Source organism: Candidatus Magnetobacterium casense, from assembly GCF_019173545.1.
GTDB classification, from domain to species: Bacteria; Nitrospirota; Thermodesulfovibrionia; order Thermodesulfovibrionales; family Magnetobacteriaceae; genus Magnetobacterium; species Magnetobacterium cryptolimnobacter.
In genome coordinates this window covers 1-24,276 of record NZ_JABXWD010000005.1, presented here as the reverse complement: position 1 = coordinate 24,276, position 24,276 = coordinate 1, and the positions used below count along the sequence as shown (strand labels likewise).

Sequence of the window (24,276 nt, the reverse complement as noted above, 5' to 3'; positions counted from 1 at the left end):
GGAGTCGCTCAACGAGCTTGAGGAGCTGGCCGGTTCGTGTAACGTGATGGTGTTGGATAAGGTGATCCAGCGGGCAAAGGAGATAAACCCGCGCTATCTCATAGGCACCGGTAAGGTCAGGGAGCTTGTTATCGATGCCCTTGGCAAGGGGGCAACGCTGTTGGTATTTGACCAGGACCTGTCGCCGTCTCAGCGCAGGGCTGTTACCGATATCACCGAGCTCAAGGTAATAGACCGTTCACAGTTGATCCTGGACATATTTGCCCGACGTGCGCACAGCGGGGATGGCAAGGTGCAGGTTGAGTTGGCGCAGCTCAAGTACAGGTTGCCGCATCTCACGGGCAAGGGTACGGCCATGTCACGCCTGATGGGGGGTGTAGGTGGCAGAGGGCCGGGGGAGATGAAACTCGAAATTGACCGCAGGAGGGTCAGGGACAGGATAAACCTCCTGGAGCGTGAACTTGAAAAGCTGGCAATGGCGAGGCTTCAGCGGAAACGCAGGCGACTGAAGATGTCCCTGCCGATCCTCTCCATCATCGGCTACACCAACGCCGGGAAGTCAACCCTGCTCAACAACCTGACCAAGAGTGCCACGTTTGTCGAGGACAAGATGTTTGCCACCCTGGATACCGCCAGCAGACGCCTGCGATTTCCGCACGAGCGCGACGTCATTATCACAGACACCGTGGGTTTTATACGCGACCTGCCCCCGGACCTGATGGCGGCCTTTAAGGCCACGCTCGAAGAACTCGAGGATGCCGATGTCCTCATCCACGTCGTTGACATATCAAATCCCCGCTTTGAACAACACATGGACTCGGTACGAAATATCCTCGCGGAACTTGAGCTTGCAGAAAAAACACAGTTGCTGGTTCTTAACAAGTGCGACAAGGTTGCCCCCGACGTGGTGGAAAACCTCCTGGCACGATACGGCGCCGTGGCAGTTTCGGCCATCGATCACGATACCTTTGGCCCACTGCTAAAAGCCATCCACGACAGGGTCTTTATCGAAAACTGAGAGGGAGGGGGCAACGCCCTCCCTTCTTTACTCCTTTTCGTATATGGTTATAGCGCGTTTCGATTGCGTGCGATACAAGAAAAGAAAGGGGCGGCTCCGCCCCCCTTCAGAACCCCCCGCAAGGGGACCAGTCCCCTTGACCCCGTAAAAATGCCACGTATTTTGTATTTAACCCAATCGAAACCTGCTATAATTATGGGTAAGTTTTTATACTGAATGGATAATTCTGATTCTAGGCATAGAGTGTCAGGTTCTGGTGGGCTGTCTGTAGCATCTGCGCAACCGGCAAGCCGTAGGGACAGGCGCCCGTGCAGGTTGGCATTGTGCATGTGAGGCACGTATCGGCCTTTGCGCTTAACGCCGAGTACGACACGATAGCCCGCTTTTCCATACCGTAGTCCTCGAAGTACATCTGATACCTGAGCGTGCTGGCTATCTCAACCCCTCTGGCGCAGGCGTCCTCGCACTGACTGCACCCGGTGCGACAGTAGGAATGGCCATAGAGGCGCGCATAGGAGTCCAGGACATTTTGGTCCCTTGCCGTAAAGTCCTGCCCGGATGCCGGTATGTAGTTATCGAGGTCGGAGAGGTTCTTCATTGTGACAACGAGTCCGTTTACTTGGGGGTGTTTCAGTACCCACTTAAAGGCGGACTGCGCAAAGTCAGCCGTCTTAAAGTCCAGGTTCATCTCCTTGGCCCCCGCCAGGGTCTTCATGGCCACGACCCCAACGCCCCTGGCCTTGGCCTCCTTGATGATGTCGGGTAGCTTGGGGAACTTCAGGAAGTTAAACGACGGCATTATCAGGTCGAACTTCCCCGATACAACTGCGGTCATGAGCAGGTCTTCCATGTTTGTCGGGCCATGCGAAGAGGCAGCCAGGTAGCGAACCTTACCGGCCTTCTTCAGGGAATCAAATGCCGAAAGCATGTTATCATCCAGGAGGCGCTTCTTCTCTGCCTCCACGTCCTTGCTCACCTCGCCAATGGCGTGGACAAAGCATATGTCCAGGTAATCGGTCTTTAGACGTTTGAGGCTCTCCTCCACTGCCTTGACGTACTGCTCCTTTGTGCTGCCCGCCGGCAGGTGTGCAGGGTAGGCCAGCGGATTACAGAACTTGGAGGCGATAATAACCTTGTCTCGCTTGAGGTTCTTCATAGCCTCTCCTATGTGTTCCTCGGCGTGTCCATAGTCGGGTGCCGTGTCAAAGTAGTTGATGCCCCGGTCTACCGCCCTCAGTACCATCGACGCCGATGGCAACGAACCCGTACCAAACGATATGTCGCTCATTTTAAGGCTGGTCTTGCCAATTTGGTTATAACGTTTTATAGTTGATTGTCCCTGTTCGGAGGTCCCTGCCAATGCCTCCATACCGGTAATAGCCGCCACCGTGGCCGCCGCTGCCACGCCTGACTTTAAGAAGTCACGTCGCTTTATCATCAGATGCCTCCTTAGTGTGTAAATATCTAAATATATCATAAGGGTGTACAGAATGTCAGCTACATGAAATGAAAAACCCCCTTTTTTTCCCCAAGCGCCCACCACTTTTTTATGCACCCCCAATAAGTTGCTATAATACGTGCAGACAATATAAAATAAATGTTGAGGGCATTTATTTATGATGACAAATGATATGGATTTAAAGGAAGTTGGTTTCTTTAAAGGGCTCAACGACGGCGAAATCAAGGACATAGTACCGTACCTGCAGCACGTCTCTTATAAGAAGCGAGAGATGGTGTTTTCGGAGGGTGAGAGGTCAGAGTGGCTTTATATTGTTATCGAGGGTAAGGTAAAGATCACAAAACTCTCCAACGAGGGTAAGGAGATAATCCTGGAGCTTATCCAGACAAAGGAGCTTTTTGGCGCCGTTGCGGTGTTTAAGGATTTCCCATATCCGGCCAATGCCGTGGCAATGGACCCCACAACTGCCCTGAAGGTCTCCCGCAAGGACCTCCTCAAGCTCCTTGACCGCTATCCCACCCTGATGTTGTCGCTTGCCTCACTCATCGGAGACAGGATGAAGGACTCTTACGAAATGCTCAAGAGCATAGCGCTTGAGTGTGTTGAGTCGCGCATAGCCTCTTTGCTGCTGAAACTGGCCGACAAGTCCGCAGACAAGGTGCCCCCTGGCGGCGAGGAAGGCTCTGTCATAGACCTCAGACTCACCAGACAGGATATTGCAGATATGGTCGGTACCACCGTGGAGACCTCGATCAGGACGTTTAGCAAGTTCAAGAAAGAGGGCCTGATAATCGAACATAACGGAAGGATAATTATCAAGGACCGTATCGGGTTGCAGATGTATAGTCAATAGTTGTATTTATAAACGCAATATGGAGCCATATTGTGACAATAACATATAAATAGATAACTCTAAAACAAACGGAGGTTGTACATAATGTCAAAGCAGTTGAAATGGGCAAGAGGGGTAGCGGGTCTTTTGTGTATACTCCTGATGATGGTATTAACCGTACATTCTGCAAGGGGTGAGGATGACCCTGTAGTGGCAAAGATAGGGGATACTGTTATCACTCTGTCAAAGTTTACGGGACAGGTTAAGCAAAAACTAAGCGCCAAGGATCAGCACCGCTGGCAGCAGATCAATAATGTCCTGGACGATATGCTAACGGATATCCTGTTTAGCAAAGAGGCGGTTGAGGAAGGGCTGGATAAGGAACCCGCTAATATGACTGCCATCAAAGATGTATCGGAGGACAAAAGGGTTGAAGTTCTGGCGGGGGCATATAAGGCGAAGTTTTTAATCCCTGTAAAGGTAACCGAACAAGAGGCCGCCGAGTTCTACGTAAACAACCTGAACCTTTACAACATGCCAAAGATATACGGCGGGTATATGTTCAGCGTTGAAAAAAAGGATGTCAAGGACAATGATTGTACACAGACGTGCAAGGATTTGGCGCAAGAGGTCTATAGCCGCTTTGACTCTAAATTCGACACGGAGGCCTTCATAAGATTAAAGGAAGAACTCACGGCGAAGTATCCCGATCTGAAGATTGTCTTGACTCAACTGTCTCATTGGGAGGGCAAGGTTAAAGATGGTCCATATGTAAAGGCTCTGAAAGAATTTGTGCAAATGAAAAAGGGCGAAACAAAGATGAGCGAGGCGCAAGACCGCTACATTGTTGTCAGCCTTACTTCCATTTATGAGCCTGAGATATATAGGTTTGAAGAGGTGAAAAGCCGTGTGATAGCAGATATGGAGCGCAACAGTCTTCAGAAAAAATACAACGAAACCCTAAAGAGATTGGCAGAGAAGTACAAGTTGTACGTAAACCCCCAATTCATAGAGCTGGCAGCAAAAGAGCTAAAGAATAAACCGGAGGACAAATCCAATGAGTAATCGTCTGTACACACGCCTGAGCAAGATGGCAGGAAGCATAGTGGTCATGCTGGTGCTATTGGTTGTTTTTGCGGGTTGCAAGGAGGAGGCGGTAGAGAAGAAGGTAAACTCGAGGTTTATCCCTGCCGGTGGCACCCCTTATAGCGTAATAGCCGCAGACCTCAACGGAGATGGCTTAAAGGATGCGGTGTTTTTCACAAAGTACAAGGGGCTGGATATATACTTCGGTCAGGGCAATGCACTGAATCTTAACGAACCAACCCACATCAATTCCCTCCTGGGTACCTCCATAAGCAGCGGGGACTTCAACGGTGACAAGGTTACTGACCTTGCCTATATATACGAGGACAAGATACATTTTCTGATAAATGACGGCTCCGGTAAAGACTACGACACGTCGCACGAGCTTGCCGCCCCCAAATATGGGTTTGACCTCAAGACCCCGGACCTCAATAGCGACGGCATTTCGGATATCGCCGCAGTTGGTATCTTTGACCAACAACTCTACCTGTATCTGTCCAGGGGGTCGTTGGACTACGAACTGACAACGCTTGACCTTAAAAGTTCTCAGTTGACGGAGGTCTTTGCCGCAAAGTACTTGAGCGTTGATGACGTCAACGAGGATGGTCTTGTTGACATCCTGGTACCTGAGTTTAAAAACAACGCCCTGTGGTTGGTAAAAAACATCGACGGTAAGACGTTTCAGCCCGCCTTGCTTAAATCGTTTGCATATGGTGACCCCGCTGAATTTAACAACAAGATACAGTATGCCTCCCTGCTGTTTTATGACAAAGACAAGGACATCTCTTATATTGCTTACATCAGAGGTATAAATAAACCGGAGATATCCATCCTCGCCTTTAACAACAAAGACCAGCAGACAACACTTGTTAAGACGGAGCTATTATCGTTCCCCTTCCCTGTTGCCATTGAAAAACTTCCAACCCTGTCGCCATTAACCAGGGAGCTACTAGTGACTCACGTGTCTAAAGATGTCAGCAGCCCGGGCGCCCTATCCCTTGTATCTGTAAACACCAGCGACTTTACAATCACAACGACATACACATTTAATTTGCCCTGCCAAGGTAGGTCATCTGTGTACATGGACGTTATCAATAGCGCCCTGACCGCCTGCGTCAAGCCTGATGGCCTCAATATCCTGTCGTTAGAGAAACCGTAACTTTCTAAGAAAAAACAGAAAACAAAAGGGGGCGGCTCCGCCCCCCCTCAGACCCCCCTGCAAGGGGACCAGTCCCCTTGACCCCTTCTTACGTCACGTGGTTTTGCTATGCAGCCTTCCCCTGGAGGGCATGTAGTCTTGTCGATAGACGGGATATCTTTCTGGAGGCCGTGTTGTCGTGCAGGACGCCCTTGGTTGCGGCCTTGTCATAGGCACGGATCACTTCCACCAGTAATTCCTTTGCCTTTTCCATGTTGTTGGCCTTTATGGCATCCTCAAGCCCCCGCGTGAGCGTCCGGAGCTTGCTCTTTACCATCCTGTTGCGCAACTGCCGCTTTTTGGCCTGCCTTGTTCTTTTCAATACCGAAATGCTACGTTTTGGTCGCGATCTAGCCGCCATCTTGTATTAAACTCCTTTCATGCTGTCTTTGCAATCTATGCACGGTCGCTGTTCCTGCTCGATATCAGCTCCCATGTCTTTTCATCTATCTCGTTTATGTACTCGGAGATACTAAACCTCTTGCGGCACTTCGTACAACTCAGAAACGCCGTCGTACACCCTATAACCAACACTACCTTACTTTGACACTTCTTGCACTTCACAATAGTTATAGTATAACATTAAAATAAAAAAAATATCATCCCAAATAATTTTGCGTTAAAGTATAGACTATTTTAATAGTTCAGTTATACAATTGAATTATTGTGTATATACAAATTACGGTGGATAAGATAAGAAGGGGTCAAGGGTGCTGGCCCCCTTGCGGGGTGGGTCTGAGGGAGGGGCGGAGCCGCCTCCCTTCTTTCTTCTTCCTTCTTCTTTTCGTTACCGTTCTTGTAGCGGTTCCCATGCTATGCTACGGTGCGGAGATCGAGGTGACGGACGTCTCAAAGGACACGCTTACCATCACGGAGGGGCTTGCCATTGCCACCGAACGCGGGCGGATAATCAACATCGCCTCACACAACGTCGGCATTGCGGCTTCGGAGTCCGACATAGCACAAGCCGCCATGAGACCTTCCGTGGATGCCGCCGCTGGACACTCCTCGCTGTACTACCAACCGGGGGCCATCTTTAACAACAACACGGTAAATACCGCCAACAAAAGCTCCTTCTTTTACGGCATCACCGTCAAGCAGACCATCTACGACTTTGGCGCCAGACTGTCACGGTATAACGAGTCATTGGCGGCCATCGACAAGGCCATGATAGACGTTGACAGGACAAGAAACGTCGTGGCCTTAAACTACCTGCTGGTGTGCTTTGAGCTGCTTGAGACAGACAGACTCATATACGTTGCCCTCAGGGAGGTTGAGCAACTGACTGCCCACAGGGACGTCACCCAAAGCCTCTACAACGCAGGCGTGGTCACTCGCAACGACTCCCTCGCCGCAGACGTAAAACTGGCCGATGCCAGACAACGCCTGTTGAGCCTCAAAAACCTCCGAACCCTCAATGCCTCAAGGCTCAACTACTTCCTGACCAGGGCCATCAACGATGCCGTAATGCTCATAGATGACTCCCCCCCCCCCCACCGCCCCTTCAACCCCTTGAGGTGTACCTACGCCACGCCCGCAGTCAGCGGAGCGAACTCAGGATGGCAGACAGGCAAATACAGATGCTCCAACTGCAATCCACCGCAAAGACGGCTTCGTACTATCCGAGGTTCTACATCAGGGGCGGATTTAACTACACCGAAAACCGCTACCAGGTGCATGAGGGCAACTGGTCGGCTGTCCTGGGGGCCGAGTTAAACATCCTCGATGGCGGCGCCACAAAGGCCGAGGTCTCCAGGGTAAGACACAAGGCCGATCAGGTGGCAGAGGAGCGCAGGAAACTTACAGATGATATCAGCCTTGAGGTACAGAAGGGCTACCTTGATGCGCATACTGCCTCTGAGCGGGTCAAGGTCACCGGAGAGGCAATCGCACACGGACAGGAAAACCTCAGAATTAACAGGGTTCGCTACGAGGAGGGACAGGGCAGCGCCACCGATGTCCTTGACGCCATTGCGCTGCTGGCACTTACCGAGTCAAACTACTACAGGGCGATGTTTGACCTCAAGCGTGCCTATGCAACCCTCCTGTACGCCACGGCAATGGACATTGCCTCAGAGTATGGACACTAAAGCCGGAGAGAGAGAGATGGATAAAAATGACGCCGATATAGTCACTAATGTTAAGGAATCCCACAAGAAGAGAAATGCGTTTGTCGTGCTGTTTCTTCTTGTTCTGATAGGGTCTGTGACCATGTACATGTACCAATCCTACAACGCTACACACATTAAGACCGACGATGCCTTTGTCGATGGCTCCATGCATACGGTTGCCTCAAAGGTTGCCGGCACCGTGAGGGAAGTCTTCGTGGCAGACAACGAAGCGGTTAAGCAGGGTCAACCTCTTGTTGCGCTTGATACCGCAGATTATGCCGTAAAGGAGAGAGAGGCGCAGGCGGCCTATGAGGCCGAACAGGCAAGGCTGGCGGAGGTGCAATTGCGGGTTGATACGACAAAGAGACAACTGTTGGAGTTAAAAGAGCGTCTCAAGGCAGCGCAGGCCACCGTTGCTGTCCACCGTGCCGGCCTTGAGCAGGCAGAACGGGATATAAGACGTGCCGAGGGACTCTACCAAAAAGAGGCCATCCCCAGAGAACGTTATGAGAAAACCCTTACTGCACACGAGGTCAAGTCCGCTGAAATGGAGGTTGCCCAGAGGCAGAGCAGTCTCAGCGAAAAGGCCATTGAGACCCAACAGGCACTCATACGACAGGCCGAAACAGCCATAGAGACACAGAGGTTGCTTATTAAACAGAGGGAGGCCGTCTTAAGTCAGGTCAAGTTAAGCATGGCCTATACAACGGTCTATGCCCCCGTGGATGGTTATATAAGCAAGAAGTCTGTGGTGGTGGGCAATCAGATACAGGCCGGACAGCCGCTTATGGCCATCGTCACGCTGGAGGACGTGTGGGTGACGGCCAACTTCAAGGAGACACAGTTAAGCGGGATCAGGCCCGGACAACGTGTTGAGATCAAGGTTGATGCCTATCCGCAGGAGGTCTTTAGCGGCAAGGTTGACAGTATCATGGCGGGGACGGGCTCGGTGTTTTCGCTCTTTCCGCCTGAGAATGCCACCGGCCATTACGTGAAGGTTGTTCAGCGTGTCCCCGTAAAGATACTCGTGGACAAGGCCCCGGTGCAGGGACACATCTTAAGGGTTGGCATGTCCGTTGTCCCCACCGTGCTGGTGCAGTAGAAAAAACATGGTAACTGTTGTCACTTTTTCTCATTGACATGCTGCTTACCTGTGTGTTGTAATATCATCAGGCTGATAATGAGCCGATAAATTTATAAGCATATTTAAGGAGCGACAATGCTGAAGAACATGAAGATAGGGTTAAGGTTGAAGATATTGGTGGCGTTTATGGCAATATTATTGTTGCTGACAGGATACTTAGGTCTGTATGCCGCAAAACAAGGTAATGATAGCCTAAAGACTGTATATGAAGACAGAGCGATTCCACTGGTTCAACTAGATAAAATAGCCAAGGCTAATTTGAGAATAAGGATACACCTTGTTCAAATGTTTATAAATCCTACCCCCGATGAGATACAAAGCAGAAATATAAAAATTGATGAGGCCTCAGAATCAATAAATAAGGAGTGGAAGGATTATTCCTCTACCTACTTAACCGATGAAGAAAAGAGGCTTGTTGCAAAGACGCAACAGGACAGGGCTAACTATAGAAATGAAGGCTTGGCACCGGTGATAAACCTGATCAAGGAAGGTAAATATGATGAAGCAATGAAGCTGTATGATGAAAAATACCGACATCTGTTTGATGAGATAGAGAAGGATTTCAATGATTTAATTAAATTGCAGATAGATGTAGCAAAGCAGGAGTATGGCAAGTCACAAAGCACCTACAATACAAGCAGGGTAATATTAATAGCAGTTATTGTTGCCGGTATAGTGCTATCGTTCTTATTGTCGTTTTTGATTATAAGCAGTGTCACCGGACCTCTGAAAAAGGGGGTTCACGTGATGGATAACATAGCGGCATGCAATCTTGCTGTAGAGATACATTCCGGTAGCAACGATGAAACAGGGGAGTTACTGACTGCCATGAGCAAGACGGTTGCAACGCTGAATTCCATACTGAAGACCATCATGTCATCGGCAAACAGTGTGGCATCTGCCAGCCAACAACTAAGCTCAAACGCCGACCAGATGTCGCAAGGTGTCTCTGAACAGTCATCCAAGGCAGCACAGATAGCAACATCGGCAACACAGATGTCACAGACTGTCATGGATGTGGCAAAAAACGCATCCGAAATTTCGACCTCGGCAAATGATACGCTTAAGTTGGCACAAAATGGTGAAAAAATAGTCAGAAAGTCAATAGATGAGGTAAAATCAATAGCCGATACTGTCAGTGCATCCGCTCAATTGATATCTTCCCTCGGGGATCGTTCAAAGCAAATAGGAGACATCATAAGCGTTATCAAAGACATAGCAGATCAGACAAACCTGCTTGCCTTAAACGCTGCCATAGAAGCTGCACGTGCCGGGGAACAGGGCCGGGGGTTTGCCGTGGTGGCCGATGAGGTGAGAAAGCTGGCAGAGAGAACCTCAAGTGCAACAACGGAGATTGGCAGAATGATAACGGCCATTCAGCAAGAAACCGAAAAGGCCGTGACGTCAATGAGTGGCGCTACCAACATGGTTGAAGTGGGCGTGGAGCTTTCCACACAAGCCGGTGAATCACTGCATGAAATAGTCAACAGCATTAACTCATTGCAATTAATGGTTCAGCAGATAGCGTCAGCCACCGAAGAGATGTCAACCGTATCAGAGACGATAACTTCCGATATAGAAACGGTGGCAAATGTATCAAGAGAGACGATGGAAAGCTCACAACAGATAGCTCAGTCCTCAAGTAGTCTGTCACGGTTGTCCTCTGAATTACAGGAGGTAGTATCCCAGTTCAAGATCGATGACGGCACAGGAGTGGGACACAATAAGACCTTAAGATTAACGTGATGCCCGTGTATCCTTTTTATATTTCATGGTAGCAAAAGAAAGAAGGGGGCGGCTCTGCCCCCCCTCAGACCCCCCTGCAAGGGGACCAGTCCCCTTGACCCCTTCTTTTTCGCTCCAGGTCGCACTTGGTTCCTGCGAAACCTTTTACCATGCTTTTTTTAAATGAGTCTCTCAATTTGATGTGTTTTCTGCTGAAAAGGTTCTCAAGGCGTGTTAGTCTTTGTGCGATGTACTTTGAGTCTGCGTATAAGGTATCCGAAAGTCTTTTTTAAGAGCATAGCCGGGTCGTTTTTGAGCAAAAACAGGAGTTGTTGCCTGCTTCTTCTGAGGCGCACGGTCAGACTGTTGTTGTAGGCATACAGCCACCTGGCGATCTCTTCAACCCGTTGATCAAACTGCTGCCGGTCTATGTCTTTGACGAAATAGGCATCAGGCCACAGCGGAAAATCGTTCCAGTCTGGGGTGCCGGAGATAAGCCCCAACTCAATGCACTTGTCGTACTCACTGCTTCCGGGCATGGGGTCAAAGATGTTAAAGGCCAGCTCGTCGGCATTCAATTGGCGCATAAAGTCAAAAGTCTCCTGCAGGTCACCGAGGGTCTCCTCCGGAAAGCCGGCCATAAAGAATGCCCCTGAACCAATGCCCTTTTTACGCAACAGGGCAAATGCCCGCAGGATATCACTGTTACTGACATCCTTGTTGATCATCCTTTTGATCCGTTCGCTGCCGCTTTCCACGCCTATTTCCAGTTTGACACATCCGGCCCTTTGCATCAGGTCAAGGAGTTCTTCGTCGATGAGGTCTGCGCGCGTGGCGGTCTTCCAGCTTATCTTCAGGCCACTGTCTATGATGCTTCGACAGTACCTCTCTATGACCTTACGGTTTATTGTGAAGGAGTCATCCCAGAACATAATGTGGCGTGTTCCATAGGTGTTTTGCAGGAAGGCGATTTCGCTGATGACGTTTTCAGGGCTACGCAGACGAACCTTCTTGTCCCAGAAGTTCCTGGATGAACAGAACGTACAGCGAAACGGACATCCGCGTGAGACGATCATGCTGCCCAGCGACTTAAAATCGATGGTCTGCCGGTAGAGGACGTTGTGGCGGTCCGGAAACGGGAGGGCATCGAGGTTTGCTGAAGCCGCAGAGGCGGGATTATGAATTACACGACCATTGTCCTTAAAAGACAGCCCGCCTATCTCAGACAATGCCGCAGGTGTGGCCGCACCCCGACGGAGTAACCGACACAACTCAAGCATCACATACTCCCCCTCACCCCGTACTGCGAAGTCAACCTCGGGATTTTTCAGGCAGTCATCGGGCAGGAAACTCGGATGCACACCGCCCCACACCACCGCACACTGCCTGCTGTAGCCCTTTACGAGCCGGCTTAACTTAAATGCCGAGGCAGCCTCCACAGAGAGCACGGATATCCCCACAACATCCGGCTGAAATCCCTCCAGAGTCCGTGTGACCTCTTGCCAGATGTAGTGGTCATCGTCTCCGAGACTCTGACGATACCTGCGATAGCTCCGGGACCTGAAATCAAAACCAATATCGGCATCCGTAAGGGCGGTATTTTCTCCAGGGTGCGGGGTTTCGGCGTGATATATACAGGCGTTAAAACCATCCTGATTCAGCACGGCAGAGACATAGCCCAGTCCAAGCGGAAAGTACGGAGCCTGTCCAACCCCCTTCAGCCTCGTATACGGAGGCTTTATCAACAGCACCTTCATTGCCGTATCTTCCATGCAAGGGGCAATCGTTGAGTATCACTCAGCTTACGTAAGGACATCCCGATATATAGAGCGTTTCGATTGTGTGCAATACAAGAAAGAAAGGGGCGGCTCCGCTTCTTGGCGCTCCAGGTCGCACCTGGCCCCCTTCAGAACCCCCCGCAAGGGGACCAGTCCCCTTGACCCCGTAAAAATGCCGCATACTCTGTATTTAATCCAATCGAAATTTGCTATATCCATATGTTTATCATAACATAAAAAATTTGATTATGGCTTTCCCGTCTTTGCGACAACCTTGTCTGCGAGTTCGTCGCTGACGGCTCCGTATACCCCAAACAGGACATCGCCGGAGGGGATCAAGAACCAATCGCCCTCGTACTTGTCCGCTACCTTGTAACGGATTACTCCGGTGACTTCTGACTTGGCATATGTGACGCCGGATTTTTCAAAGTATGTCATAAAGGCTGAAACAAGACTGTCAACAACATCCTTCCCGCCGGTAACCAGGGCTACCTGGACCTCCTTGCCGTCTATTTCATACCGACGCTCTATGACATTGTGGATGAAGTCTAGTCCTCGGTAGTTTTCCTTAAAATAGCGGGTTGAAACGACCTTCCCGATATCGGGCAGCCTGTCAAACAGCGAAAACGTCCCGGCCCTTACACCGAGGGCACTGTGTATGGCCCCGGCAAGGCTTACGACCTCTGAGTGTTCCTTAAATGTTGTGACGTGGACGTAGTAGGAGCCGGCAAAGAAGCTCACCCCATTTTCGGTCTTATACCCCATCAGACCGACCTGTACCTCATTGTTGTCGGAGGGGGCGCTGTCCATTAGTACCCCGAAGGCGTGTTCGGGTTTACCCATCACGTAGACGTCAACCACCACATCGGGGGAGTGTCCCTCCGCAACCCCGGCTGCCACGTACTCGGCCACGTACAGGGCGACAAAGCCGTTGTTGATGAGGTACTCGGCATGACCATCCACGTACTCGAAGAGGTTGTCCTTGTTGAAGGTGCGCACCGGGCCTCTGAGCTGGAACCCGCCCGCCTCACGGGGAAAGTTTATGGCACCTCCCTCCACCGAAGACCCTGCAGACTTGAAGTTCATCAATCCCGGATCATACCTCTGCCCGGTTACATATATGGTCAGACCCACAACCGGCAAGAGGGCAACAAGCAAGAGCCGATACACAATGGCAGCCTTAGACATAGGCCAAGCACAACGCCTGTGCAATAGTCCGTTTTTTCATCCGTATGCCTCCTTGTTTTCTTGTACGTGCCTTGGGTATATTGTAACCATACAATTATATCTGTGTCTATAGTGCATTGCCTCGTCTGAAATTTATACGAAAGAACGCCTGTTGCCTCACGGAAGGGCAGCACGTCAGTAAGGCAAGAAGGGGTCAAGGGGTCAGCGACCCCCGGCATAAAGGGGGGACTGGTCCCCTTGCAGGGGGTTCTGAAGGGGGTCTGAGGGGGTGGGGCACGATTTTCCCGAAGCGGGTCGCACCCGCCCCTGCCACAAACCGCCCCTTTCTTTCTTGTGCTACCATGAAATATAAAGAAGATACCCAAAAAACCTCTCTTGACAAAGTCTTGATGATCCCGTTAGCATAATGTATGTTATCAATAAAAAAGGATTTTAGTATCATACGGACAGAGGAAAAAATATGAAGAAAGTTTTCATTTTTTGGGATAACTCCAATATTTTTATAAGCGGAAAGACCGTAGCATCTGAATATGAAGGACAAAATGCCTATTATCAATTAAGGCTCCAGTTTAGTACTATCGTGGAACTTGCAAAAGCCGGACGTGAGGTAGAGTATGCAGTGGCAGTTGGTTGCGTTCCTCCCGAATTGCGCCACGTCTGGAATAAAATGGAGCAAGAAGGAATAGCGATAGAGCTACTTGAAAGAGGTGCAGGGTCAAATAAAGAGCAAGCAGTGGATCAGGCTCTTCAGGTCCATATGCTCAGGAAGACTATTGACTATAATGGAACCCCGGGGATAGTTGTAATGTTAACAGGGGATGGTCATGGTTTTCATGATGGAGTAGGTTTTCATGCCGATTTGGAAAGAATGCACAAGAAAGGTTGGGGGATTGAAATCATGGCGTGGGAAAAAACTTGCAATTCGAATTTGAAAAAATGGGCTGAAAATATTGGTACTTTTATTCGCCTTGAGGATTACTATGAAAGCATAACATTCCTTGACGATGACAAGGGAGTCATCCGTAAGTCAAAGCCATTATCTTTAGATAACAGGATTAGATCAACTTAAACGCAATTAAAGTTCATACGCACGCTACAGTGATGAGCGTGGGCAATATTAAGCCATGAGACTTCGCAATCAGGGAGGTATGACGATCATTGAGCTGTTGATCGTTATATTTATTATATCGATGTTGTTTTCCGTGGCGTTGCCCGTGACGCTCAGGACGTATCAGCGGTATATGGCTTCGCTGGAGGCTGAAAAAGTGTTGGTATTGATGCTCAGGGTGCAACGGGAGAGCTTTGCGACGGGGTTTGACAGTTACGTGCGGACGGTTGATGGCGTGATGGTCGTAAACAATGAGAAAACCCCCATCCCCACGGCCTTTGCAACCCTGAACCGGCCAATTGTCTTTTATGGCAACGGCACCACATCCGGCGGGGAGGTGGTCGTCTACGTCAACGATTTCACGTTTGTCGTCACCGTAACCGCACCATTTGCCGGCATGTCCATGACACAAGGCTAGCGTAGTACAGAGCGTTTCGAGAGTGTGCAATACAAAACAAAGAAAGGGGCGGCTCCGCTTCTTGGCGCTCCAGGTCGCACCTGGCCCCCTTCAGAACCCCCCGCAAGGGGACCAGTCCCCTTGACCCCATAATGCGTAGGCTTGATCTTTAAACACAAGCTAACCTATCAACAATCCATAATCCATAATCCATAAAATTCTCTAATGCGATTGTCCTAGGGTGTTGACATAGATAAAAGAAATACTGTATAGTTTTTGTACGGTTATATTAATGTGTAAAAAACTTATAAGGGTCGGGTGATTGTCATTGAAAGAGTTAAGAGATGCAATAGTGTTTGTGCTGCTGTTGGTGGCCTTTGCGACCTGTAATCTTTATGCACAAGAGTTGCCCAAGGCGCCGGATACGGCTCAGGGCACAGAGCCACTGGTGAAGGCAGTTGAGATTGTCGGCATAAAGCGTATGGAAGAAGGGGCGGTTAAGGCCAGACTCTCTCAGAAATTAAATCAACCCCTGTCACGAGACAGGATCGATGAGGATATACGGACCATCTACAAGCTGGGCTACTTCGATGACGTGAAGGTCGAAACGGAGTTCTATGAGGGTGGCCTTAAGGTCGTATATATAGTGAAGGAAAAACCCACTATCGTTCGGATAAACTTTGACGGCAATAAAGAGTTCAAGGACGACAAGCTCAAGGAAAAGATAACCATTGTCAAAGGCTCCATTGCAGACACTGCCCTGATCCAGGACAACGTCGAAAAGCTAAAGACCTTCTATGATGGCGAGGGTTATTATCTGAGCGAAATATTTCCAATCCTGAGCTACATCAAAGATGACGAGGTCAGCCTGACCTTCAGGATCAAGGAATGGAAAAAGATAAAAATCAAGACGTTACAGTTTACGGGCAATAAGAACCTCTCCGACGGCAAGATAAAGAAAGCAATAAAGACGTCCACGTGGTGGATATTTTCGTTTTTCACGGGTTCCGGGTACGTAAAAAAGGATATGCTGGAGGAGGACATCAAGGCCATAAGCGACCTCTATCACGACAACGGCTACGTCAAGGTCAGGGTGAGCGAGCCGCGCGTGGTCGTGGATGAGGCAAGGCCCGGGATCACGGTAGTCTTTGATATAGAGGAGGGCGACAAGTACAACGTCTCAAAGGTAGAGATAGACGGCTACCATGCCTTTGCCGATACGGAGATAAAGAAGCTGGTAACCATAAAATCAGGCGAGGTGTTCAGTAAAAAGACCCTCTCCAATAACATCACGGCGGTGTCGGGATACTACTCCGAGCGTGGCTACGCAACCGTGACAATAACGCCGGAGGTGGTGCCCGATGATGCCACCAAAACGGTCAGCGTATACCTCAAGGTAGAGGAAGGCAAGATATACAAGATAGGCAGGATCGAGGCATTTGGCAACACAAAGACCAGAGACAAGGTGCTCAGACGTGAGGTGACCCTCGATGAGGGAGAAATCTTTAACAGCAAGAAACTCAAGAGGAGCTACCAGAACGTAAACAACCTTGATTTCTTTGAATCCGTGGAGTTTATCCCCCGTCCGCAACCCGACACGGATATCGTAGACATAGATGTAAAGGTCAAGGAGAAGTCCACGGCGTTTGTCAGCTTTGGCGGCGGATACAGCTCTATTGACAGACTGATCGGAATGGTGCAACTGACGCAGGCCAATGTCTTTGGCTCCGGTCAATACATCAAGGTAAGCGCCGAACTTGGCGGCGTATCCTCATTGTATGAGATAACTTATAAGGAGCCGTGGCTGTTTGACAAACCCATAAGCGCAGCCGCAAGCGTATACAGGCTTGAGCGCGAGTATATAAAGTACAGCAGGAGGGCCTCCGGTACAGCCCTTGGCATCGGCAAGAGGTTTGCAGAGTACTACGACCTTGGTGTCATGTACAGGTTTGAGGACGTCAACGTCTTTGATGTCGATGATGATGCCCCCAAGATAGTCAGAGAGCAGACAGGTAAGGCAACAACAAGCAGCATAACGCCAACCCTGACCAGGGACACTCGCGATAACTACAACGACCCCACGGAGGGTTCCCGTAATTCCGTCTACGTAACGTTTGCCGGTCTGGGCGGGTCAAATGCGTTTTTACGTTCCGGTGTGGACTCCCTGTGGTTCTTCCCGTTCTTTGGCCCAACCACGCTGTCTTTTCGTGGCAGGTATGGGTATGGCTCCGGAGTTTATGGCAAAAAACTGCCTATCTATGAGAGGTTTTACGTTGGCGGTATAAGCACAATCAGAGGGCTTGCCTTTGGCGAGGCTGGCCCCGTAGACGAAGAAGATACGTTTATAGGCGGTACCAGCCAGTTGATCTTTAACGGGGAATTTATCTTCCCCATCGTCTCTGAGATAAAGCTCAAGGGTGTGGTGTTCTTTGATGCCGGATCGTCCTTTGAAAGCGGAATAGAACTTTCTGAGTTTAGGTACACATCCGGGGGAGGATTCAGGTGGATATCACCATTTGGTCCTATCCGCATAGAGTATGGCCACAACTTACACCAAAAACCAGGCGAATCCAGCGGGAGAGTTGAGTTCTCCTTCGGCAGCTTCTTTTAAACAAATATGCAGCTTTTTAATAGCATGAGTCTCAATAAAAACAATCAGGAGGATATATGAACAGGGTTTTAACCGCTTTGATTGCGGTAGTGATGTTGGTGTTTTTCAATGGCACAGTAATGGCACAGCAGGGGGCAAAGATCGGCTCGGTGGACCTGCAAAAGATACTAAGTGATTCCGAACCAGGCAAAAAGGCAAAAACAAGCCTCGAAACCTTCATTAAATCACATCAGGCCAAAATAGACGAAAAGGAAAAGGCCATAGAAAAACTCAAAGATGAAATAGAAAAAAAAGGAACCGCCCTCTCCGAAGACGCCAAGAAAAAGAAACAGGATGAACTCCAGTCCATGATGCGAGACCTCAAACGCATGGCCTCCGACGCCCAGGAAGATATAAGAAAAAAAGAAGGTGAACTCACCAAAGATGTCTTTAAGGACATCAAGGACGTCATCGCCGCCGTCGGAAAAGAGGAAGGATATGCAGCCATAATGGATAACAACGTCCTGCTTTATTCCAGCGAAGGAGTCGATGTCACAGATAAGGTCATCAAAAAGTACAACGACTTGGGTAAGAAAAAGTAGCTCAACGTAAATAAGAAAACAATCTTACGGGAGGTTTTTTTATTCAGAGATATTGTGATGTACCAAGTACACAGGAATAAGCAACGAGCAAGATGAACTTAGCAGAGATAACCAGTTTCCTTGGCGGCAGACTCAGGGGCGGGGGCAGGGATGCCGGAGATGCTGATGATGCCCGGAGAGAGATCACCGGAGTTGCAGGCATAGCAGAGGCAACGGAAGGATACATAACGCTATACAAAGGCAATACACCACTGGATGAACTCCTGGCCTGTGGTGCCACCGCCGTGCTTGTAAAGAAGGAACTGGCGGGAGTCGATAAAGCACAGGTGATTGTTGACAGGCCGTCGCTGGCATTTGCCAAACTCCTGGCGCTGTTTTACGTCAAACCCTTCACCCCTAAGGGGATAATGAAAGGCGCCTATGTAGCCGACAACGTGCGCATATCGACCAATGTTACGGTCTACCCCGGTGTCTATGTTGGCGATGGTGCAACAATAGGGGATTGTACAACGCTCTACCCGGGTGTGTACGTCGGCAACAATGCCGAAATTGGCCGCGATTGCACAATATACCCAAACGTGACCATCGGTAAAGACTGCCGCATAGGAGATCGGGTAATAATCCAGCCCGGGGCGGTGATAGGCTCTGATGGCTTCGGATACGAACTTGATGGCGAAAGACACTTTAAGGTCCCACAGGTAGGAAGGGTCGTGGTGGAAGACGATGTCGAAATCGGTGCCAATACCACCATAGACCGGGCAACCAGCGGTGTTACACTGATTGGCGCCGGCACAAAAATTGACAACATGGTGCAGATAGCACACAACGTTACAATAGGAAAACACAGTCTGATTATAGCCCAGACCGGTATAGCCGGTAGCAGCCGACTCGGTGACTACGTGGTGCTTGCCGGACAGGTAGGGGTGGCAGACCATACAACCATTGAATCAGGAACACAGATTGGCGCCCAGGCCGGTGTGATGGGGCAGGTCAATAAAGGTGCCTATATGGGCTCCCCTGCCATGCCGCATATGCAATTTAAACGTTCTTATGCGTTGTTTAAACGACTGCCCGAAATTCACGAAAGATTGCATAAACTCGAAAAACAAACTATTGTTGGCAAGGAGGACTAAACAATGATAGATATATTAGGCATAAAAACCACGCTGCCTCACAGATATCCTTTCCTGATGGTAGACCGTGTCATAGAAATAGTAAATGGAGAGAGCGCCCGAGGCATAAAAAACGTAACGATAAATGAACCCTTCTTCCAGGGCCATTTCCCTGACAACCCCGTTATGCCGGGGGTGCTCATAGTGGAGGCATTGGCGCAACTGTCCGGCATCCTGGCATTTCAGTCCGGCATGAAGGGTAACACCGTCTATTTCATGAGCATAGAAAAGGCCAAATTCAGAAGACCAGTTGTCCCCGGTGATCAGTTGATACTTGACATAAAGGTTGCGCACAAGCGGGGTAACGTGTGGAGATTTACAGGCAAGGCCATGGTGGAAGAGGCCGTTGCATCCGAAGCCGAATTTACCGCTATGGTCGCACAGCGGGAGTAACATAAAATGCAACCAAAAATTCATCCAACGGCCATCATTGCCGATGATGTGGAAATCGACGAAGATACTGAAATAGGTCCATACTGCATAATTGGCAGCGGCTGCAAGATCGCCAAAGGCACCAGATTGCTCTCCAACGTTATACTCGAAGGAACCTTGGAACTCGGCTACAACTGCACCGTACACCCCTTTACAAGTATCGGCTTTCCACCGCAGGACATGAAATACGACGGCAGACAAACCGCTGTCCGGATCGGTAATGACAACATCATCAGAGAGTATGCAACAATCCACAGGGCGTCAATCCACGGCGATGGCGTCACCGAAGTAGGAAACGGCAACTTTATTATGGCCTACGTGCATGTGGCACACGACTGTAAGTTGGGAAACAACATCGTGATGGCCAATGCGGCTACCTTGGCCGGACACGTCGAAATCCAGGACAATGCCGTAATCGGCGGCGTGGTGGCCATACACCAGTTTACAAGGATAGGGGCATATGCTATGGTTGGTGGTTTCAGCGGCGTGGGACAAGACGTTCCGCCCTTTACCATAGCCTCAGGACCGAGGGCAAGGCTCTTTGGACTCAACCTCATAGGCCTCAAGAGAAACGGCTTCTCCGATGACACGATACAGCGTCTGAAGGATGCCTACAAGATACTGTTCCGCGATAAACTAACGCTGACAGAGGCACTCAAAAAACTGGAAGATGAAATGGAAATGACAGCGGAAATAAAAATGTTGCTCGACTTTATATCCAAAAACAAGAGGGGCGTATGTCGGCAAACATAACCAAGACACTGGGCCTGATAGCGGGTCAGGGCGAATTGCCTGTGGCCATTGCCAGGGAGGCGCATCAGCAGGGCTTCCGGGTTTTTGCCATCGGCCTTGCACCACTGTGCGATGAGGCCCTCAAGGACCACGTTGATGACTTCATGGCAATAAGCGTGGGCAAGTTGGGCTCGATCATAGGGGCATTTAAAAAGGCCAATGTGACAGAGGCCGTCATGGGAGGCAAGGTGCCCAAGACCCTCGTCTATAAGAGCAAGATCATCCCTGACCTCAAGACCGTCGGGTTGATGATGAAGCTCAAGGACAAAAGCGATGACTCCATTCTCCTTGCCGTGACCGAGGAGTTCGTCAAAGAGGGAATCAATATGCGCAACGTGACCGATTTCACGACAAACCTTATAACCCCCCACGGCGTATTGACCAAGAAAGGTCCCTCAAAGCAGGAGGAAAAAGACATAGAATTTGGCTTTCAGATCGCCAAGGAGATAGGAAGGCTTGACATCGGCCAGACCGTAATTGTCAAGGATGCTGCGGTTATTGCCGTAGAGGCAATCGAGGGTACCGACAGCGCCATACTCAGGGCAGGGACATTGGCCGGGGATGGTGCGGTGGTTATAAAGGTCAGCAAACCGGCTCAGGATAAGCGATTTGACTACCCCGCTGCAGGTATGCAAACCATCAGAACTATGATAGAGGCCAAGGCACGAGTCCTCGCCCTTGAGGCCGAACACTCCCTCATGCTTGACAAGGTGAACATGGTCAAGGATGCCACCGCTGCAGGTATCACCATCGTTGGCATAAAGTAGGGGCATGAGTGTCTGCGCAATGCTTGATCCTTATGACTAAGCAGCGCCGACAATCTCATCCAATCTCCTTATGCCTCCATATGCGGAGATAGAGTCCACCATTACGGGCATTCTCTCCATGTAATGGACAAAATCCCTTAACAGCCCTTCATCCACAGCCAACTCCGGTCTGACGAAAAACACCCTGCCCCCGACGTTGTCTCCCATGTGCTTGATGTGGGCAATGCGCACATACCCAAGCCTCTCCGAGGCAACATAACCCGTCGTATAGTCGGGATTGTCCGGGATACACAGCTCCGCCACGACCGCCCTGTCAGAGACAACCTTTGAGGCCAGCACAACCGCCTCTATAACCCTTGGCCACAGTCCTGATATATTGTCGTCAGCGTGCAGATATGCGAGAAGTTGCTCCCTGGCCTGCTGGGTGATACCCAGGCGTGATACACGTATCCCCTTGTGAGGGTCAGGCTCCAGGGGTCGCCCGCTCCGTGCATCAAGGACACGTGCACCAGGTACAGGCTCGTTGCAGCGTATCAGGTGCAGGGCCTGTGTGATGGTACCATCGGCAAGCCCTGTGGCCTGGAGCAATCTCCGCAGTGTGTACTGTGCCTGGTCTGCGTCCTCCACCACGCAGGTAACAACCGGCAGCGACGATATCATACGTGGAGGGACTTCGAGGCGGTCTACGTTGATTGTGATGCCATCCGGCTTGCCACGTGAGTGTTTTAGTGCGCGCATGACCAAGTCGGCGGCCTGCTGGTGGAGGGCATCTTCGCTACAGATATCCTCGGCGCCTGATATGTGAAGCTGGTTGGCCTGTGCCCTCATCCTTATACTGTAAAGCATACGACTGGCAGAACCAACCAATCTTTCATCTCTTTGTAAACACGCAATACCGGCTATCTGTGCCCTACAGTACCATCAGGCAGTTGTTTCCGTCCTGGTCTTTTTCGACCTTGTAGCCAAACATGATAATTGTATCCACCAGCGGACGCCCAAGCATCAGGGGCATGTAACTGGCATCAATGCCCAACTTCTCCCTCATGAGTGCTCTGAGTGTATCATCATAACTCATGGCCTCAAAGACCTCTGCTACAACGTCCTTGCCATCGCGGATCATACCAACCAATTCTGCCAGTTTGGCATAGGAGCAACGGTCCTCGTGGGTTCTGATTATGTCGATCAGGGAGTTGTTACCGGCCATGAGGTGCTCACGCGTGAGCTTTTCCTCGTTGAAGGTGTTGGCAAAGCCCTCGGTGTTCCAGCACTCGTATGCCTTGCATTGCGCAGGACGATGCTCGTAGATAGTGCAGACGCTTCCGTCCTCTACGAAAAATGAACAGGTGCGAGACCCCTCTTTTTCGTTTATCTTTATAAGCTCGTAATCGATTGTAATGAACTCGTCATCAAGGTTATTGTAGACCAGTTCCCCCTCCCTGATGGTAAAGAGGTCACTGTACTTGACCGTTGAATCGATGATCAGTTCAGCGTCGGCCACGTGCAGCGTTGCACTGCCCATCCTGCAACACTGCCCACGTCTGAGGCATTGGTCTTGCTGACTAAATGGAGTTACTATTTCCATTGCACCCGCTCCTTAATATATTTATTAATCTATGTTACGCAAAAGTGTAAGATGACGGTTTAAAAAGACAACACAACCCCTTGACTATCACCTGTATTAACCCGTCTGCCACTCAAAGCTCTGTACGACTATGACACCCCTCTTTGACGCTTCCTCCAGGAAGTCTGCTGTGGCGAAGTGGGTTATCAGTATGCGCACGATTTCTTTGTCGCTCCCATCGGCGCCTATCCCGACGTGGTTGCATTGGAGACGCACTGCCTCTACATTTCTTTCCAGTTGGTCAAATACATCGACCATTTGCAGGTTGGCCGATATACCGGTGGTGTAATATCCCTGAAGTCTGAGTTTAGCCTCTCCAACGATTAACACAGGTTTACCATGCCTTGTGCCCTCGCCGAGTATATTTACCTCGCAATCTTTTTTGAGCTCGACCCTGATAAGGCGAGCCAACATCTCGATCCCGTATTTGGTCCTCAGAAACTTGGGTAATTCCCTATATGCCTCATTTTCGAGGGCATAGCTTACACTCCTTGACAGACCGGCAACGTCTCGTCTAATCAAGATTACATCAGACTTCAATTCACCCACATCAGACTTCAACTCACCCACATCCGTCTTCAGTATCTCTACATCCGTTGCCACCCTGTCCAGCTTATCACCGAATCTCCTAAGTTCAAAGAGTACCGTCGCAACCATTTCCTTGAGTTCATCGAACTCGCTTGTACGTACGTAACCATTATCGCCGGCTTTCATTATATCAGTGTCTTCCATTGTCTACTCCTTTATCCTGTTCATCATCTTTACCTACTCTTGACTGTATATTAACACGCCTCTACGCTCATTTGCAATAAGCAGAAGAGCATAAGTAACTATAACAACATGGACAGAAGATTACTCTGTTTTTCGGCAGATGAAAGCTATATATACTGAAATGACGCAGGTTTTTTCAGGCATGATATTTGACTGACAAAATAATGGAGTCAAGGGGTCAGCGACCCCCGGCATAAAAGGGGGACTTCTTTGTGGCCGGGGCGGGTGCGACAATTGAGCCAGGGGCGGCTCGCCCCCCGCTGCGACAAGATTGCGCCTCGCCCCTAATGCTGTTGACTTAATGAAAAATGCAAAAAGTAACAACGACTCTCTATTCAAATATTTCCAAGTCATCGATATACAAAAGAGAATAAATACTATACTTTTGCACTTTTTTATTAACTGGCTTTTTATGCGGTTTTTGAAAATGGATTCCCGTTTTCACGGGAATGACAAGAAATGGCATTTTGCGCCCATCTGTGTCA

23 protein-coding genes and 1 pseudogene are annotated in these 24,276 nt (G+C 49.8%); 16 read left to right on the top strand and 8 right to left on the bottom strand.

From position 1 onward, the window contains the following. Nucleotides 1-1,018 (top strand): GTPase HflX (hflX, locus tag HWQ67_RS00650; protein ID WP_218250703.1); only part of this gene is annotated, 1,018 nt, incomplete at its 5' end. Between the two features lie 232 nt (nucleotides 1,019-1,250). Here hflX and HWQ67_RS00645 read toward each other — a convergent pair. Beyond that, complete coding sequence (locus HWQ67_RS00645; RefSeq protein WP_218250702.1) at nucleotides 1,251-2,456, bottom strand: aldo/keto reductase; 1,206 nt, start codon at nucleotides 2,454-2,456, stop codon at nucleotides 1,251-1,253. Nucleotides 2,457-2,634: 178 nt separating this feature from the next. Here HWQ67_RS00645 and HWQ67_RS00640 point away from each other — a divergent pair, with 178 nt between their 5' ends. From HWQ67_RS00640 to HWQ67_RS00630, 3 genes are all read left to right on the top strand, one after another. Then, nucleotides 2,635-3,330 (top strand): Crp/Fnr family transcriptional regulator, encoded by a 696-nt coding sequence (locus HWQ67_RS00640; protein WP_218250701.1) that lies wholly within the window; start codon nucleotides 2,635-2,637, stop codon nucleotides 3,328-3,330. Between the two features lie 84 nt (nucleotides 3,331-3,414). Then, nucleotides 3,415-4,374, top strand: a complete 960-nt coding sequence (locus HWQ67_RS00635) for a hypothetical protein (protein ID WP_218250700.1) — start codon at nucleotides 3,415-3,417, stop codon at nucleotides 4,372-4,374. Then, entirely contained in the window at nucleotides 4,367-5,554 is a 1,188-nt protein-coding gene (locus HWQ67_RS00630) for an FG-GAP repeat domain-containing protein (protein WP_218250699.1), read from the top strand. Before HWQ67_RS00635 ends, HWQ67_RS00630 begins: the two co-directional genes overlap by 8 nt. A gap of 106 nt (nucleotides 5,555-5,660) precedes the next feature. Here HWQ67_RS00630 and rpsT read toward each other — a convergent pair whose 3' ends face one another. Both rpsT and HWQ67_RS00620 read right to left on the bottom strand, forming a co-directional pair. Next, entirely contained in the window at nucleotides 5,661-5,954 is a 294-nt protein-coding gene (gene rpsT / locus HWQ67_RS00625; RefSeq protein WP_218250698.1) for a 30S ribosomal protein S20, read from the bottom strand. A gap of 35 nt (nucleotides 5,955-5,989) precedes the next feature. Further along, a complete protein-coding gene (locus HWQ67_RS00620) occupies nucleotides 5,990-6,157 on the bottom strand; it encodes a dual CXXC motif small (seleno)protein (RefSeq protein WP_218250697.1) in 168 nt (55 codons plus the stop codon). 246 nt (nucleotides 6,158-6,403) lie between these two features. On the opposite strand from HWQ67_RS00620, the pseudogene HWQ67_RS00615 reads away from it, so the two are divergent. The 4 genes and pseudogenes from HWQ67_RS00615 to HWQ67_RS00600 all read left to right on the top strand — a co-directional run. Then, nucleotides 6,404-7,024: pseudogene (locus tag HWQ67_RS00615) on the top strand (TolC family protein); the annotation flags it as partial. A gap of 128 nt (nucleotides 7,025-7,152) precedes the next feature. Beyond that, nucleotides 7,153-7,683, top strand: coding sequence for a TolC family protein (locus tag HWQ67_RS00610; RefSeq protein WP_320414271.1), 531 nt, complete (start codon nucleotides 7,153-7,155; stop codon nucleotides 7,681-7,683). Then, on the top strand, nucleotides 7,673-8,806 hold the full coding sequence (locus HWQ67_RS00605; RefSeq protein WP_218250695.1) for an HlyD family secretion protein: 1,134 nt from the start codon (nucleotides 7,673-7,675) through the stop codon (nucleotides 8,804-8,806). Before HWQ67_RS00610 ends, HWQ67_RS00605 begins: the two co-directional genes overlap by 11 nt. A 117-nt stretch (nucleotides 8,807-8,923) precedes the next feature. Continuing rightward, on the top strand, nucleotides 8,924-10,594 hold the full coding sequence (locus tag HWQ67_RS00600; RefSeq protein WP_218250694.1) for a methyl-accepting chemotaxis protein: 1,671 nt from the start codon (nucleotides 8,924-8,926) through the stop codon (nucleotides 10,592-10,594). 203 nt (nucleotides 10,595-10,797) lie between these two features. Here HWQ67_RS00600 and HWQ67_RS00595 read toward each other — a convergent pair whose 3' ends face one another. After that, complete coding sequence (locus tag HWQ67_RS00595) at nucleotides 10,798-12,345, bottom strand: B12-binding domain-containing radical SAM protein (RefSeq protein ID WP_218250693.1); 1,548 nt, start codon at nucleotides 12,343-12,345, stop codon at nucleotides 10,798-10,800. A 252-nt stretch (nucleotides 12,346-12,597) separates the two neighbouring features. Next, nucleotides 12,598-13,539 (bottom strand): DUF6599 family protein, encoded by a 942-nt coding sequence (locus HWQ67_RS00590; RefSeq protein WP_218250692.1) that lies wholly within the window; start codon nucleotides 13,537-13,539, stop codon nucleotides 12,598-12,600. 460 nt (nucleotides 13,540-13,999) lie between these two features. Between HWQ67_RS00590 and HWQ67_RS00585 the strand changes: the two genes are divergently transcribed. From HWQ67_RS00585 to HWQ67_RS00550, 8 genes are all read left to right on the top strand, one after another. Beyond that, nucleotides 14,000-14,608: an NYN domain-containing protein gene (locus HWQ67_RS00585; RefSeq protein WP_218250691.1), complete on the top strand. Its 609-nt coding sequence runs from the start codon at nucleotides 14,000-14,002 to the stop codon at nucleotides 14,606-14,608. 55 nt (nucleotides 14,609-14,663) lie between these two features. Further along, the gene (locus tag HWQ67_RS00580) at nucleotides 14,664-15,065 is read left to right on the top strand and encodes a type II secretion system protein (RefSeq protein WP_255317055.1); all 402 of its coding nucleotides are present in this window, start codon (nucleotides 14,664-14,666) and stop codon (nucleotides 15,063-15,065) included. Nucleotides 15,066-15,372: 307 nt separating this feature from the next. Further along, the gene (gene bamA, locus HWQ67_RS00575) at nucleotides 15,373-17,655 is read left to right on the top strand and encodes an outer membrane protein assembly factor BamA (RefSeq protein ID WP_218250689.1); all 2,283 of its coding nucleotides are present in this window, start codon (nucleotides 15,373-15,375) and stop codon (nucleotides 17,653-17,655) included. Nucleotides 17,656-17,711: 56 nt separating this feature from the next. Further along, nucleotides 17,712-18,236 carry an OmpH family outer membrane protein gene (locus HWQ67_RS00570; protein ID WP_218250688.1) on the top strand — a complete coding sequence of 175 codons (525 nt, stop codon included), beginning with the start codon at nucleotides 17,712-17,714 and terminating at the stop codon, nucleotides 18,234-18,236. Between the two features lie 92 nt (nucleotides 18,237-18,328). After that, nucleotides 18,329-19,369, top strand: a complete 1,041-nt coding sequence (gene lpxD / locus HWQ67_RS00565) for a UDP-3-O-(3-hydroxymyristoyl)glucosamine N-acyltransferase (protein WP_218250687.1) — start codon at nucleotides 18,329-18,331, stop codon at nucleotides 19,367-19,369. 3 nt (nucleotides 19,370-19,372) lie between these two features. Continuing rightward, the gene (gene fabZ, locus HWQ67_RS00560; protein ID WP_218250686.1) at nucleotides 19,373-19,801 is read left to right on the top strand and encodes a 3-hydroxyacyl-ACP dehydratase FabZ; all 429 of its coding nucleotides are present in this window, start codon (nucleotides 19,373-19,375) and stop codon (nucleotides 19,799-19,801) included. 6 nt (nucleotides 19,802-19,807) lie between these two features. Next, nucleotides 19,808-20,593 (top strand): acyl-ACP--UDP-N-acetylglucosamine O-acyltransferase, encoded by a 786-nt coding sequence (lpxA, locus tag HWQ67_RS00555; RefSeq protein WP_218250685.1) that lies wholly within the window; start codon nucleotides 19,808-19,810, stop codon nucleotides 20,591-20,593. Further along, on the top strand, nucleotides 20,578-21,399 hold the full coding sequence (locus HWQ67_RS00550; RefSeq protein WP_218250684.1) for an LpxI family protein: 822 nt from the start codon (nucleotides 20,578-20,580) through the stop codon (nucleotides 21,397-21,399). The genes lpxA and HWQ67_RS00550 overlap by 16 nt, the downstream gene beginning before the upstream one ends. A 36-nt stretch (nucleotides 21,400-21,435) precedes the next feature. On the opposite strand, the gene HWQ67_RS00545 is transcribed toward HWQ67_RS00550, so the two are convergent. From HWQ67_RS00545 to HWQ67_RS00535, 3 genes are all read right to left on the bottom strand, one after another. Continuing rightward, nucleotides 21,436-22,245, bottom strand: a complete 810-nt coding sequence (locus tag HWQ67_RS00545) for a 6-carboxyhexanoate--CoA ligase (protein ID WP_218250683.1) — start codon at nucleotides 22,243-22,245, stop codon at nucleotides 21,436-21,438. 64 nt (nucleotides 22,246-22,309) lie between these two features. Further along, nucleotides 22,310-22,981 carry a YkgJ family cysteine cluster protein gene (locus tag HWQ67_RS00540; protein WP_218250682.1) on the bottom strand — a complete coding sequence of 224 codons (672 nt, stop codon included), beginning with the start codon at nucleotides 22,979-22,981 and terminating at the stop codon, nucleotides 22,310-22,312. A gap of 96 nt (nucleotides 22,982-23,077) precedes the next feature. Beyond that, nucleotides 23,078-23,752, bottom strand: coding sequence for a hypothetical protein (locus HWQ67_RS00535; protein WP_218250681.1), 675 nt, complete (start codon nucleotides 23,750-23,752; stop codon nucleotides 23,078-23,080). Nucleotides 23,753-24,276 lie beyond the last annotated feature (524 nt).

Coding starts and splice junctions, on each gene's coding strand:
- HWQ67_RS00540 (WP_218250682.1), bottom strand. CDS start 22,981: ATGGAAATAGTAACTCCATTTAGTCAGCAAGACCAATGCCTCAGACGT.
- HWQ67_RS00645 (WP_218250702.1), bottom strand. CDS start 2,456: ATGATAAAGCGACGTGACTTCTTAAAGTCAGGCGTGGCAGCGGCGGCC.
- HWQ67_RS00590 (WP_218250692.1), bottom strand. CDS start 13,539: ATGTCTAAGGCTGCCATTGTGTATCGGCTCTTGCTTGTTGCCCTCTTG.
- HWQ67_RS00545 (WP_218250683.1), bottom strand. CDS start 22,245: ATGCTTTACAGTATAAGGATGAGGGCACAGGCCAACCAGCTTCACATA.
- HWQ67_RS00610 (WP_320414271.1), top strand. CDS start 7,153: ATGGCAGACAGGCAAATACAGATGCTCCAACTGCAATCCACCGCAAAG.
- HWQ67_RS00570 (WP_218250688.1), top strand. CDS start 17,712: ATGAACAGGGTTTTAACCGCTTTGATTGCGGTAGTGATGTTGGTGTTT.
- HWQ67_RS00605 (WP_218250695.1), top strand. CDS start 7,673: ATGGACACTAAAGCCGGAGAGAGAGAGATGGATAAAAATGACGCCGAT.
- HWQ67_RS00600 (WP_218250694.1), top strand. CDS start 8,924: ATGCTGAAGAACATGAAGATAGGGTTAAGGTTGAAGATATTGGTGGCG.
- rpsT (WP_218250698.1), bottom strand. CDS start 5,954: ATGGCGGCTAGATCGCGACCAAAACGTAGCATTTCGGTATTGAAAAGA.
- HWQ67_RS00550 (WP_218250684.1), top strand. CDS start 20,578: ATGTCGGCAAACATAACCAAGACACTGGGCCTGATAGCGGGTCAGGGC.
- lpxA (WP_218250685.1), top strand. CDS start 19,808: ATGCAACCAAAAATTCATCCAACGGCCATCATTGCCGATGATGTGGAA.
- HWQ67_RS00535 (WP_218250681.1), bottom strand. CDS start 23,752: ATGGAAGACACTGATATAATGAAAGCCGGCGATAATGGTTACGTACGT.
- HWQ67_RS00595 (WP_218250693.1), bottom strand. CDS start 12,345: ATGGAAGATACGGCAATGAAGGTGCTGTTGATAAAGCCTCCGTATACG.
- HWQ67_RS00585 (WP_218250691.1), top strand. CDS start 14,000: ATGAAGAAAGTTTTCATTTTTTGGGATAACTCCAATATTTTTATAAGC.
- HWQ67_RS00580 (WP_255317055.1), top strand. CDS start 14,664: ATGAGACTTCGCAATCAGGGAGGTATGACGATCATTGAGCTGTTGATC.
- HWQ67_RS00635 (WP_218250700.1), top strand. CDS start 3,415: ATGTCAAAGCAGTTGAAATGGGCAAGAGGGGTAGCGGGTCTTTTGTGT.
- lpxD (WP_218250687.1), top strand. CDS start 18,329: ATGAACTTAGCAGAGATAACCAGTTTCCTTGGCGGCAGACTCAGGGGC.
- fabZ (WP_218250686.1), top strand. CDS start 19,373: ATGATAGATATATTAGGCATAAAAACCACGCTGCCTCACAGATATCCT.
- HWQ67_RS00630 (WP_218250699.1), top strand. CDS start 4,367: ATGAGTAATCGTCTGTACACACGCCTGAGCAAGATGGCAGGAAGCATA.
- HWQ67_RS00640 (WP_218250701.1), top strand. CDS start 2,635: ATGATGACAAATGATATGGATTTAAAGGAAGTTGGTTTCTTTAAAGGG.